Annotated in this window: 12 protein-coding genes and 2 pseudogenes; 5 read left to right on the plus strand and 9 right to left on the minus strand. The window is 56.3% G+C overall.

Translation table 11 applies throughout. The annotated features are described in order from the left end of the window. Positions 1-179: 179 nt before the first annotated feature. Positions 180-656 carry a GNAT family N-acetyltransferase gene (locus HED64_RS19500; protein WP_168153604.1) on the minus strand — a complete coding sequence of 159 codons (477 nt, stop codon included), beginning with the start codon at positions 654-656 and terminating at the stop codon, positions 180-182. A gap of 232 nt (positions 657-888) precedes the next feature. Further along, positions 889-1,581, minus strand: a complete 693-nt coding sequence (locus HED64_RS19505; RefSeq protein ID WP_168153605.1) for a hypothetical protein — start codon at positions 1,579-1,581, stop codon at positions 889-891. A 283-nt stretch (positions 1,582-1,864) separates the two neighbouring features. On the opposite strand from HED64_RS19505, the gene HED64_RS19510 reads away from it, so the two are divergent. Further along, complete coding sequence (locus HED64_RS19510) at positions 1,865-2,275, plus strand: GNAT family N-acetyltransferase (protein ID WP_245326120.1); 411 nt, start codon at positions 1,865-1,867, stop codon at positions 2,273-2,275. 117 nt (positions 2,276-2,392) lie between these two features. Here the strand turns inward: HED64_RS19510 and HED64_RS19515 are convergent, their stop codons facing one another. Then, the gene (locus HED64_RS19515; RefSeq protein WP_168153607.1) at positions 2,393-2,968 is read right to left on the minus strand and encodes a dihydrofolate reductase family protein; all 576 of its coding nucleotides are present in this window, start codon (positions 2,966-2,968) and stop codon (positions 2,393-2,395) included. Positions 2,969-3,453: 485 nt separating this feature from the next. On the opposite strand from HED64_RS19515, the gene HED64_RS19520 reads away from it, so the two are divergent. Both HED64_RS19520 and HED64_RS19525 read left to right on the plus strand, forming a co-directional pair. Continuing rightward, positions 3,454-4,161 carry an ASCH domain-containing protein gene (locus HED64_RS19520; protein WP_168153608.1) on the plus strand — a complete coding sequence of 236 codons (708 nt, stop codon included), beginning with the start codon at positions 3,454-3,456 and terminating at the stop codon, positions 4,159-4,161. Positions 4,162-4,267: 106 nt separating this feature from the next. Then, on the plus strand, positions 4,268-4,519 hold the full coding sequence (locus HED64_RS19525; RefSeq protein ID WP_168153609.1) for a DUF2283 domain-containing protein: 252 nt from the start codon (positions 4,268-4,270) through the stop codon (positions 4,517-4,519). A gap of 194 nt (positions 4,520-4,713) precedes the next feature. Here HED64_RS19525 and HED64_RS19530 read toward each other — a convergent pair whose 3' ends face one another. The 3 genes from HED64_RS19530 to HED64_RS20305 form a co-directional block, all read right to left on the minus strand. After that, the gene (locus HED64_RS19530; RefSeq protein ID WP_168153610.1) at positions 4,714-5,193 is read right to left on the minus strand and encodes a hypothetical protein; all 480 of its coding nucleotides are present in this window, start codon (positions 5,191-5,193) and stop codon (positions 4,714-4,716) included. 154 nt (positions 5,194-5,347) lie between these two features. Then, positions 5,348-5,854, minus strand: coding sequence for a GNAT family N-acetyltransferase (locus HED64_RS19535; protein WP_168153611.1), 507 nt, complete (start codon positions 5,852-5,854; stop codon positions 5,348-5,350). Positions 5,855-6,008: 154 nt separating this feature from the next. Continuing rightward, positions 6,009-6,356, minus strand: coding sequence for an SdpI family protein (locus tag HED64_RS20305; protein ID WP_168153612.1), 348 nt, complete (start codon positions 6,354-6,356; stop codon positions 6,009-6,011). A 208-nt stretch (positions 6,357-6,564) separates the two neighbouring features. On the opposite strand from HED64_RS20305, the gene HED64_RS19545 reads away from it, so the two are divergent. Continuing rightward, positions 6,565-7,041 carry a GNAT family N-acetyltransferase gene (locus HED64_RS19545; RefSeq protein WP_168153613.1) on the plus strand — a complete coding sequence of 159 codons (477 nt, stop codon included), beginning with the start codon at positions 6,565-6,567 and terminating at the stop codon, positions 7,039-7,041. A 133-nt stretch (positions 7,042-7,174) separates the two neighbouring features. Here HED64_RS19545 and HED64_RS19550 read toward each other — a convergent pair. The 3 genes and pseudogenes from HED64_RS19550 to HED64_RS19555 form a co-directional block, all read right to left on the minus strand. Beyond that, positions 7,175-7,726: pseudogene (locus HED64_RS19550) on the minus strand (GNAT family N-acetyltransferase); the annotation flags it as partial. Between the two features lie 474 nt (positions 7,727-8,200). After that, positions 8,201-8,957: pseudogene (locus HED64_RS20010) on the minus strand (transposase); the annotation flags it as partial. Then, a complete protein-coding gene (locus tag HED64_RS19555) occupies positions 8,882-9,196 on the minus strand; it encodes a hypothetical protein (RefSeq protein WP_168153614.1) in 315 nt (104 codons plus the stop codon). The gene HED64_RS19555 and the pseudogene HED64_RS20010, both read right to left, overlap by 76 nt. A gap of 478 nt (positions 9,197-9,674) precedes the next feature. Here HED64_RS19555 and HED64_RS19560 point away from each other — a divergent pair, with 478 nt between their 5' ends. Next, the gene (locus HED64_RS19560) at positions 9,675-10,028 is read left to right on the plus strand and encodes an iron chaperone (RefSeq protein WP_168153615.1); all 354 of its coding nucleotides are present in this window, start codon (positions 9,675-9,677) and stop codon (positions 10,026-10,028) included. Positions 10,029-10,225 lie beyond the last annotated feature (197 nt).

The following is a 10,225-nucleotide window of genomic DNA, read 5'->3' on the forward strand; positions in this document are numbered from 1 at the left end:
TCGGCCCCTCTTATATATTGTCTAAACCGGCAATCGTTGCGACACAGCGGAGTGCCGACGGCTGGATACTGAATCGAGGGTTTGGCTTTGCCATGGATCCGCTCATGCTTTTTCCAAAAGGGGCAACTATTGCGGGACTGCAATACGTCACCGTGAAGATGCTCAGCTGGAGCCCGTCACTACGCAAGAGTGTAGTAATCGAGTCCTTCACACGTGGCTTCCAGCTGGAAGCCACGTCGCGTAAGGACCTTGGCGGAAGCGGCGTTGGCCGGGTCCACGCGCGCGATAAGTTTTCGAGTTCCATAGATCTCGGAAACTGTCGCAAGGGCTTTATCGACCATGACGCCGGCGATCCCTCGTCCCCAACGATCCGGGGATACCCAGTATCCGATCTCGATCCCGTCCACCTTGCGCGTGGAGACCACGATGCCAACAGGTGCATTTTCCTCGGTGGCCAGAAACCAGCGAGAAGCTCCAACGGTCTTTATCGGGTCCTGCTCAAGTGCTGTCCGAATGCGCCCATTGATGAACTCGTGGCTCCACGATTGGCCGTCGCCAACATAGCGTGTCACCCGCTCGTCTGAGGCCATGCGGGTAAAGAATTCCGTATCTGCCTGGTGAAATGGGCGCAAGTCGAGCTGGGGACGACGCAGCACTGGGGGCCTTTCAAGTTGTCGGAGCTTTGGCAAACGTATCAAACTAATTCTGCGGCGTTGAAGTTGCAAGCCAGCACAGATTCAATGCGTCGCAGCGGTGCTCCACTCGGCGAACTCTCTGCCGGGCGGATTTTCGAATCTTCATCGGTAACGGAGTAGCGGGGAACCGCAAGGGATCAACCTGCATCGGAAAATCCTCGCTGACACGATCCGATGCCAAGTGCTCATATGCTCACACCTCGATGACACCCAGCAGCACGATGTGTGGGTTATGCGCCCGGACATGATCGGCTATTTGCGATGCAAGCATGCTGAAGGATTCAGGGCTCATTGGAAGCCTGAGATCAAAGTTCGCCTTGCGACCGTCTGTCAGCTCGATCCCCATCCATCGGGTGCCGTCACGCATCCCGAGTCCCAAACCTGCCGTTCGGTCAAGACTTTTCTTCGTCGCCATTCTGAGTCGGTGATTGACGTCGAGATTGGCGAGCCCCCTGGAACGCCTTAGCCGCGGTTCTGAGCTCTCAAGCCGGACCACTTTGATGTTGCTCCAGGGGATAGGGCCGTCGCTGTCAATTGGTCCGCGACCGCCGACAAACGCGAAGCCGGTGATCCCCGCGGCATCGAGGGATACCAGCGGAGAGGTTTGTCGTGACCATCGGATGATGCGGGTCAGGATCTCGGCGCAACTCACGAGCGATACGAGCGACACAAGTATGAAAAAGATCCCGAAAGCGACACCGATGAAAGTGCCTACAGCTTGCACCTGTATGAAGCTGGCCACGATCACGAAAACACCCAGCGCGGCGAGTCCGATCATGATCGCCGTGGCTGCGCCAAAGCCGATGAGTTGCCGAGTTGCTCGCCCGGGGTCATACCGAATACTCAGCGTTGCTGGCGGCGTGGGTGGCTGGTTGCTGGCAGACATCGGCTGCCCTCCCTAAATATTCTGTCAATCTCTGCTGTTGTCACCTGCCGGATGCGAAGCCGAGCCGTTTATTGAGGAATCGCGCATAAGGCGTGCTGGCACCCCGTATTCCGAAAGCCTCTCCAGGACGGGTGCCGACGTGAATACCGTATACCGAAGTGCCTCATGACAATATGCTCGCCAACTGTGCGACGCGTGCCTCATCTAAAGTGCTCGCGAAAATGGTCCTACGTGTGCAGGCATGAATTCTTCGTGCAACACTGGCCCAATGTCACCATTTACCATGTCTACTTCACCAGCTATACCCGATGTCGACGTCTTGTCGCTGTACAACGCGGTTGGCTGGACGGCTTATACGGACAGCCCGGAGGTGCTCTTTCAAGCGATCAAGAATTCTTCGTTTGTAGTATCTGCGCGGAACGAGGATGGCCAGCTTGTTGGTCTCGCTCGGGCGATTTCTGACGATGCAACCATCTGCTATCTCCAGGACATTCTGGTTCACCCGGACCTTCACAGAACGGGCGTGGGGCGCGTGCTCTTTGAGCGGGTATTAGAGCGATACGAACACGTACGCCAGACGGTACTGATTACAGATGACGAACCGTGGCAACGAGCCTTCTACGAATCCATGGGGCTAACCGAGGGTGCTGATTTCAGCGCTGGACCGGTGCGCGTCTTCGCTAAATTTCGGTAGCAGGGGGTCGCTGCCGGCGCCGTTCGATTCTCGTGTCTGTGGCAATGGCGTGGGGTTGCTGGATTTGTCTGGGCGTTGTGGTTGAAATTTCCAGCGGCGGCCAACGTATCAGGACACTTAACTTCGAGGTGTTGCGTGTCTGGGCCGGTATCGTAGGGCGATCGCCCCCGATCGGAATTCGTGTCGTTGCACGAGATCAAGCTTAATGCGCTCGTGGAGACCGGCGAGCAACGTCGGTCCATGTCCGGCAAGGACTGGCTGCACGAGAAACTCGTATTCGTCGATCAGCCCCAGATCTGCCAACGCGAGGGGGAGTGTCACACCACCAACCCAGAGGCCCTCGCCGGGCTCCTGCTTGAGCTGGTGAACGACTTGCCCCAAGTTGCCTTGAACCAGTTCGGCATTCCAATCAACCCCGCTAAGCGTGCTCGACACTACGTACTTCTTCGCCCGGTCGATGGCCTCGGCAAACGGAATCTGCCAACTTTCCACCCAGCTCGGCCACGTTCCCGTGGCAGGCTTCCTCCAAGCCGATTCCATCATCTCGTAGGTCACGCGGCCGAACAGCAGGGCATCGGCACGCTCTAGCTGAGCGGTCCAGTAATGCATCGATTCCTCGTCAGGCGGGAGTCCTGCTTCGTGATGGCAGCATCCGTCGAGCGTGACGTTGATCGAGTATCGAAGTGGTCTCATCTGCTCGCTTTCCTTTGATGTTCGAAGTGAGTTTCCATCGAAGGAACAGCGGGCCTGACCATGGCTTCGCTCAACGGTTCCTAGTCCGAGAGTATGCAACCTCGCCATCTAACGGAAGTGTCAGCGCCCGAATTCTGTCTGGATATTGAGCCCTCTACCTTCGGCATGGATTTGTGGGTATCCAACATTTTGCTGTGACAAGATTTCCTCGGTCCGAGCGTAGCCGGAAGGAACCTTGGGCCATTAACGGTCCACCGCAGGCAAGGCACTCCCCACCGAGTCCATGGTGGGCTTCACTTTGCGGTTTTCCCCAAAATTGAATCGCAACGGATGGTAGGAATCATCTCCGCCAGTTCATTTCATGACCGAGAGCCGAACGCGCCACGCGCCACCCCAAGTGCGGACAACGATTCCTTTTCCGGATTCTTCAGTAGGAAATGGATGTGGTGGCCGGAATTGTCTTCATGATGAGGCAGGCTTGGGTCATGGATCTATTTGAATCAGACCTTCGAGTCATCGAGGCAGCGGAAGAACTTGCGGCGACACTCGGTGCCGACAAGAACCATACGGTTGCGGCGGCGGCGATGGATACGAACGGCGTCATTCATCGCGCCGTGAATGTCTACCACTTCACCGGCGGCCCGTGTGCAGAATTCGTGGTGATGGGACTCGCGGCGACGGAGAGTTCCGCGCCGTTGGTGAGTATGGCCGCAGCCGGGGATGGCGGACGGGGCCTCATGCCGCCATGTGGGAGATGCCGACAGGCGATGTTGGATATCCACCCGGACATCATGGTTGCCGTGCCCACGGATAACGGACCCCAGATGCGTCCTGTTCGAAAGTTGCTCCCGGACACGTACTTCTTCCCGGATGCAGATTCCCGGCGGCTGCTGAGGTTCAGCAAGAAGTATTACGATGCAGTCGCAAATGGAACTAAGGTGACGACTGTCCGCTTTGACGATCCGGTGGTTCCAGGGCCGTACATCTTTGTATTTGAGAATGATGCAGCGCATCGGACGTTGAACGGAATGGTGACAAATGTCCAACATTACCGGCTGGACCAGATGACGGCCGAGCAGGCGTGTCTTGCGCCGGGGGAGTGCATGGACGAGTTCCGGGGCAGCCTTCGTGCACGCTACCCTGAACTGTCTGACGAGGATGAGGTTGGGGTAGTAGAGTTCGAACTCATCTAGATCGGCCCGTCCGGGTCTGGTCGTGTCCATGATGAACAGCGTCTCCTTTTGCACAGCATCCATGTGCATAGAGAAGGTCCAGCTCACTCAACCAGAGGTAAAGTTTATGAAAATTACCTATGACAAGCAGGCCGATGCGGCATATATTATGATCGCCGACCACATTCACGACGGAGAAGCCGCCATCCAGCTGCACTCAATCGAAACCCCTGGAGGGAAAGGGGAAGTAACGCTGGACTTCGACAGGAATGGAAAACTACTTGGGATGGAAATTCTCGGAGCAGAACAAGTCCTTCAACTTGAACTCCTGGCACGCGCTGAGCTGCCGGCAATCGATCCAGAAAACAACCCCAACTGACCTTGGCCGAACCAAGGCCATCAACTACTGACCGTAATCCGGTTGAGCCACCCCGGTCTGGAGAAAGACTCACCGCACGCTAGTCCCGCAACGCAACCCCCTATGGGACGGTCCTTTAGTTCGGGGATTCCGAGGGGAGATCTGACCGTTGGCCCCGGCTTTGGCAAGAATTTCGGAACACGGAATGCGGCTGTCTATTTACAGGTTTGACCGGCGGGAAGCACCTCGAGTGTGGTCATCATGGTGAGGGAGGCAGTGTCTTTTTCGTCTGGATTGTTGTAAGTCACCTTGAGGGATTTCGCGGTCCCTGGTTCTGTTGTGTTGTTCAGTCCTAGTTCGACCTGAATCGCTGCAGTGTCTCCAACGGCAATGACACGATTCGTGTCTAGCTGCAGATCACCACCAGCACCTCGAGTGCCCACTTCTTCGTTGCTGATAATTCCGAAGCCTTGCAGTTTAAGGTTCGTGGGGTCATCGAGCTCGACCTTGGTGATTTCTGCAGGGGTTTTTCCTTCGTTGTGCAGGTAATTCATGGCAACTAGGAATTCCCCACTCGTGTTGGCCGGCCTGCATACAGACGCAGGGACATCGTCCGAGACGGCCAGCTTGGTCTGAGCGGAACTGCATCCGGTGGCCAAGAGCAACCCCGCGATTGCGAACGGCAGGATTTTCATAGATCTCATGTCATATTTGTATCACGAGGTTGACTTGGTCTTTCCAAGACTTCTGTTGCTGTTCCAAGTGCCCGGGGCGGGAACCTTATGCGAGACGATGCCACCAGATTCAACTCGGCACCAGCCTTTAAACAGGATCCAGCGGGTACCACGATCAATCGGCGGTTGACGTGTCTATCCAGAAGCGGATTTCACCTTCGTGGTTAGTCCCATCGGGGACCCCGCCGTTTCGTTTCACCACGCTGATTGATGCAAGGTTGTCCGGCGCGACGGTGAGGAGAGCTCGGTCGATGGCTAGCGCTCTGCACTTCACCAGCGCGGACCGGAGCATGTGACTTGCGTGCCCTTGGCGTTGCCACGGGTAGACGACGTGGTATCCGATGTGGCCGCCTCCTTCGTCTTCGGTCAGGGTATGACGAATGACCAGAGAACCGATGTAGTACTCGTGAGAAGTGAACCAGAACAGTTCGGAGGGAACGCCCCAGCGTTCTCGTACGCCCACTCGTTCCTCGACATAACTATTAAAATCCAGACTCGCTGCTCGAAGCCATTCCGTGTTAGATCCCCGGTGAAGCATGTCGGCCTGCTCGCCGACCAGGTATGACGTCTGGACTTGGTTGGATGGCGTGGCTAATGACGGTGGGGCCGGAAGTTCGATCATGGTGGAAGGATATCGAACATTCCAGAAGGACTGACACTCTGCGGTCCTTCGAAGGCGGCTGTCGGGAGAATCAAAAAACGCTATATGGCGGCCTCTTGACCATCTGGGGAACCTCCACCGGGACTGGTCGAACGATGTCCGGAATAATTCGGTTCTAATGCTGTGTAGCTAAAATCCGTTTCGCTGCCTTCGTTCCCTTGAACGTTCCAATCATGACCCCGATGAACATAATCATGCATGACGCGACAAGTACGAGCCCTTGTGAGTCTTCACCTTGTACAAATAGGGCAGGCATCATGCAGACGATTGCCGCGTAGATCCCTATAAGGGTCGGTCTCTTGGCTGCCTTGTGTCCGGCGATCCAAGTCTCCTTGTTGGCCATAATCGACGAGGTGCGTAGACCCGCAATTCCATTGGTTCCGATGCGGCCGTCAGCGCAACGAATAACGACAACGATGAGCAAAAAATAGCAGGCAAGAAGTATCAACGCAGCGAATATCATTCGTTAAGGCTATCAATTCGAAACTGTGACATGCTCACCATCACAACTATGTTGTTTTCATAATCGCAATGGCAGTGCCCCATGATGAACTTTCTGCGGGTCACAGACCGGTTGTTGTTATTTGAATTCCGGTTAGGGCTGATCATTCTCTCGGAAGGTCGCAGAATTCATTCCGAGATTTCCAGAGATAGGCCGTTAGGCTTCAACCATGATTATCGACAGTGCTGAGGTCAGGGCCGCAAGAATTGAGGATGCGGCCGAGCTTTATGGCATGGCGAATATATTCACGCCCGGGCTAGAGATGAGCGTGGGGGAATTCGAGGTCCACTTTCGCTCCTTGCTGAAGGACGCTACCTGGTTTGTGGCCGTTGCAGAGGACACGGGCTGCCTGACGGGATATGTTGCAGTCCAGGACTATGGGCGCGGACTCCGAGGATCTTTTACCGTGGGCCGAATACACGACCTGTTTGTCGATCCGAATGCGCGCCGAAGCGGAATCGGTCGTTCATTGGTGAAGTTCGCCTTCGCGTGGGCAAACGCCCGTCCATCGCCGATGATTCTTGACTGGCAGGCAACGCCTGAATCGGTTCGCTTCTATGAGTCGTTGGGATTTGAAGCCGACTTCGTTGGGGATTTCCCGGAATATCCAGGATTCACCTTGGACTTACGTTCTGCCGGTATATGAATAGCTGGGCTTTTTGTCCACGGCATGTGTCTCACAGCGATAAATCTCGCAACCCCAAACGCCAGGATGCCTGGTGCGCAACGCTCCACAGGGGGAGCGCTAGCTGGGACACTCGGCACTGCCAACGCAGCGCTTAGGGTGACGTACTTTGGTATGCGTTAAGTTTTACGGCAAGCCCGAATTTCACCGTTGGCCATTCGGCTTCGACTATGGAGAACACCACGGGGTCGCGGACGGTGCCATTCTCGAAGATGGTGTGATTGCGAAGAATGCCGTCTTGTTTGGCGCCGAGTCGTTCGATTGCGCGCCGGGATTGGTGGTTGTGCCAATGAGCCCGGAACTCCACTGCCATGCACCCCAGTTCCTCGAACGCGCACCGGAGCAACAGCAGCTTGGCTGCGGCGATAATTCCCCTTCCTTGCGCTTTCGATCCGATCCACGTTGCTCCGATTTCCAGACGACGGTTGGCTGGTTCGAGGTTCAAATATGTGGTCATTCCCACCGCACGAGAAGTTATTGGGTCGATGATGGCCCAGGGAACAATGCGACCCACGGTGTGCAGGGAAATCCCACGTTTGATTTCATTTTCCATGGTCACAGGAGAGGGGATATGTGTATACCAAGTCCGCCAAAGATCATCGGTTTCAACCGCTGCTACGAGGTCGTCATAGTGTGTCTCGGAAAGCGGTTCGAGTCGAACGAACTAGCTTTCAAGCAGAGCTACGTCGGTAAAATCCACGTCTTGAGTCTAGCGTGGCCAAACACCTATTTGGCGCTCGAAGACAAAGTCGGGCCGGAACGCACCCAGTCCATGAAAGGGCTTCCATCTCTTGCCCCTTTAGGAACGCTAAGGGACACGACTTGGCGCGACACCGCCTAGCGTTTGTGCTTTGTCTGTTTCTTAAAGACGAAGTAGGTCACAACAGAGCAAATAGCTGCAGCTAGAGAGACCAAGCTCCAGAGTGGATTGACTGGCAAAGCAAAAACGGCAGCCAGCAGAAGCAGGACAGCTGCACCAATCGATAAAGCCTTCATCACCTCAGGCTATCTCAGCGCCCACAACGACCGTTTTGCGAAGGCCTTGCCCTCGCCGACCAAAGGCGTCCGTGCCACTTGGCTACGTCCGCAAGCGGAACGCTCTGCGAAATGCCTTAGCTGATCAATCATGGTGCAGTTGTCTGTGGGAGCGAATGCCCTCACCGCGTCGGGTAATCGAAGCTTCGCGGATCAATCGTCGCAGGACGATGATGCTGTTGGGGAAGCTGATCATCGCGTCGATGACCCGCTCACGTCTTTCCGTGCAGATCAATAGTTTCTTGAAGCCGCGAGTGTGCCAGGCGTTGGTCCGTTCAACGACCCAGCGAGCCCTGGCTCGCGGCGGCTCACCTCTGGCGATGATCCCCCTTCCCAGCCGGGTTCGGTAAGTAGGATGCAGGTCTTGGAGCTGTCCTATCCGACATCCAAATGCACGGTGGTCTGCGGATCCCGAATCGGGAGAGTTTCTCCAAGGTGGGGCGTAATAACGGGGATTTATGCCGGTTCGCTGGTGCTGCGAAACGGCCCAGCGGGATGCCTTGGCTGTCGGTGAGCACCGAGCGTTTGGTGCCTAGTTTTCCGCGATCTGCCTGGGATTCTGCAGCCGTTTCCTCGCCGCAGGGAGCTTTGATGATGCACCCGCTCCCGGTGAGGTTCCCCATTTCCGGCCTACCCATCTGGTCGTAGGATTCGAGGTAAATCTGTTCGAAGGTGGTGAAGATTCCGGCGTCGATCCAGACATCACGCCGACGCAGGACCGTGGTGGCGGAGTAGCTAGTGTCGCTGAACTTTTCGTAGGAGGCACCTAAGACGAGAACTTGGATGATTTTGTCGAAGAGGACGCGGTCGCTGATCCGTGGGCGGTGACGGACCAGCGGGTGGTGGTTCGAGCCTCTCGCACCGTTCGCCCGCCGAAGCCCGTGCCGCGATGGCGTTCATCGACTAAGACGCCACCGATGCTGGCCACCAAGATTTCTTCTGAACGCACCGATACCAGCCGACGCTGGAAGCCCACCTGCGCGACCAATATCGTCCGTGGAACGCCAGCACGTGAGCGACTGCAGGTGAATAGCCGTAGGGCGCATCCGGGTTCCATACGACGGATTCCTACGGTACTCACCGTCGAAGAGATCCTCGCGTGCATCAAGTTGGCTTGCTGTAAATTCTTTGTGCTTTCGCACGCGAAAGACTTCATATATGCCGAGAGCCCCGTCTTCGCGTTGCCGCCGGTCACGATTTTCGTGCCTGCCCACAAAACCAGACGGTCTGTGAGACTGGTGTGCTCGTTCGGTAGTGGGTGAATTCTGCGGGCCTGACTTCAGTCTCACGGTCCGAGAGAAGCACCTGGCGGCAACAACGGCGTTGCCTCACCGGCAGCCACCATCCTGTGTAGCCGGCACATTCCCCTTCCGCTTTCATAGCTGCATTCGACCCAGATCACTGCCAGGCAACCAACCCAATTGGCTTCTGCCCATGCAAGAGAGCTCCTGTGAATTTGCCGTCGAGCCATAGCCGCGCGCGGCCTCAACCGAATCGGCAGTCACGAGACAAGGACCCGCGGCTGCAGTGACGAGATCTGACTGTGGAAGAATGGTGTGATGACGATCTCCGATCACGACTCGTACATCGCTGCTGCTCCCGAACAGTTCCGCCCACTGCTGGCAACGTTGCGCGCACAGCTGGCGCGTACTTTGCCGGACGCGGAGGAGGTCTTCAAATACAACATGCCGGGGTTCCAGATCGGACGATCGATCGTCGCCAGTTACGCCGCATTCACTAGGCAATGCGGCCTCTACCTCTCCCCAGGCGCCATCACCGCCCATGCCGAAGGCATTGCCGCCGCCGGACTAAAGGCCACCAAGACCGGCATCACATTTCCTGCGAACAACCCCATCCCTGAGGATCTCGTCCAACGGCTCGCGCTCACCTCACGGAAGGACGTCGGGCTATAACGGAGGGAAGCTTTGTCACGAACATTGCGTAGCGCGACATCGCCCTGCAGACGAATATCTGGCGATCGTGGCCTAAACCGATGCCACCAAGGGTTGAACCTTCCAACTTAGCAAATGACGTGATACACAGTTTTCCCACCCAGGTCTTTTGCCGCACTAGTAAATGCTTCCACCAACGAATATGCGTGCCACACCCG

It is taken from the genome of Paeniglutamicibacter terrestris (genome assembly GCF_012271785.1).
GTDB lineage: Bacteria > Actinomycetota > Actinomycetes > Actinomycetales > Micrococcaceae > Paeniglutamicibacter > Paeniglutamicibacter terrestris.